The sequence below is a fragment of the Streptomyces sp. NPDC057654 genome (assembly GCF_042800135.1).
In the GTDB taxonomy this organism is placed as follows: domain Bacteria; phylum Actinomycetota; class Actinomycetes; order Streptomycetales; family Streptomycetaceae; genus Streptomyces.
The window spans coordinates 1-1,726 of record NZ_JBHVHQ010001273.1 but is presented as its reverse complement, the minus strand read 5'-3'; the positions used below and the strand labels follow the sequence as shown (position 1 = coordinate 1,726).

The window sequence follows — 1,726 nt, the reverse complement described above, 5'->3', positions numbered from 1 at the left end:
CACATAGGCGCGCAGGTCGGCGCGGGTACGGGCGTCCGGACCCGGAGCCGCCTCCGCCTTGCGCCAGTCGTCGAACCGCGAACTGCGGCCGATCTCCCGCGCCAGCTCCACCGCGTCCACCAGCGACTCCAGATCGTGCGGCTCCGCCAGCACATTCGGGTCCACCAGCGGCGCGGCCTCCGGATCGGCCGAGGCCAGCCGCAGGGCGCCGCGGGACAGCGGCCGCACGATGCCGGGGGCGATGGTGTAGCCGTGCTCGGGCACCGGATAGGACTCGGCCGGATACACCAGCTGCATGAACAGCGGCTGAAGGTCGGGGCCCGGCCGCCGCGCGTCCGTGGCGGCGAACAGCTGGCTCTCCAGGAGGTTCGCCCGCCCGTCGGGCAGCGGCCGCGACGCCTCGTAGACATTGCTGACCAGCAGATGGTCATGGAGGTTCGCGCCGACCCCGGGGAGATCCGCGACCGGCTCGACCCCTACGCGCCGGAGCTGGTCCGCGGGCCCGATGCCCGACAGCAGCAGCAACTGCGCCGAACCGATCACCCCGCCGCACAGGATCACCTCCGCCGCCCCGTACGCCCGGTGAAGCGCGCCGCCCGCCGCGTACTCGACGCCGACGGCCCGGCCGCCCTCCAGCAGTACCCGGTGCGCCCGTGCGGCGGTGGTCACCTTCAGCGACGGATGCGCGGCGACCGGAGCCACGAAGCTCCGCCAGGCGCTCATCCGCCGGCCGTCGCGGATCGTGACGTGGTTGAAGCCCGCCCCCGTCATCCGCTCGCCGTTGAAGTCGTCCGTCGGCGCGTGACCGAGATCGACCGCCGCCGCCACGAACGCCTCGGCGGCGGGATGGGGCTCGGTGATCCGGGAGACGGGGAGCGGGCCGCCCCCGCCGTGCCAGGCGCTCGGCCCGTCGGCATGGTCCTCGGAGCGCAGGAAGTACGGCAGTACGCTGTCCCAGTCCCAGCCGGGGCAACCGCCGTACGCCCAGGCGTCGTAGTCGCTACGGTGCCCGCGTATGTAGATCATCCCGTTCAACGAACCGCTGCCGCCCAGCACTTTGCCCCGCGGCCAGGTCAATCGCCGCTTGTTCGCGTATCGTTGAGGGACGGTCATGACCGACCAGTCCACCGTCGAGCCCATCAGTCGGGGCCACCCCTGCGGGCTGTGCACGTCCGGGTCGTCGTCGGCCGGCCCGGCCTCCAGGATGTGCACCGAACGCCCCCGGTCGAGCAGGCGCCGCGCGATCACGCTGCCCGCCGACCCCGCGCCCACGATCACGAAATCGTGCTCGACCCGCCCCGGATCCGCCACGGCCACCAGCTCCCGACACCTCGACGCTGCGCGCACATGCTAGGGGAACCGCCGCGGAAAGGGAGGGTGGCCGTGAGGCTGACGGTTGCTTATGAGCCGCTGTGCCGACGGTGCCGACTCAGTACTTGCTGCCGGGAATTCCGGCGTCGCGCGGACCGTACGGAGCGGCGTCCAGCCAACGGCCCGCGCGGCGCGAGTGCGGGGCCGAGGCGGCGGCCACGCGCTGCGCGGTGCGGCTCCACGGCGAGGTGAGGTGCGTCAGCGCACGGCCCGCGGCGCGGCGGTTGAGGGCCGCGGCCCGGCGGCGGGCGCTCGCGTAGGCCGCGACACCGCCTTCGGCCAGCGCCCCGCAGACCGCCGCCCCCGCCGTGGTCGAGAGCGACCTCCAGATCGCCGGCGACATCCTCTCCGTACC

1 protein-coding gene and 1 pseudogene are annotated in these 1,726 nt (G+C 73.9%); both read right to left on the bottom strand.

Annotation, left to right across the window (positions count from 1 at the left end):
* The coding region (locus ACFU99_RS42770) for a GMC family oxidoreductase (protein ID WP_384403948.1) at positions 1-1,317 on the bottom strand (1,317 nt) is incomplete at its 3' end.
* Positions 1,318-1,429: 112 nt separating this feature from the next.
* Positions 1,430-1,726, bottom strand: a pseudogene (locus ACFU99_RS42765) (hypothetical protein); the annotation flags it as partial.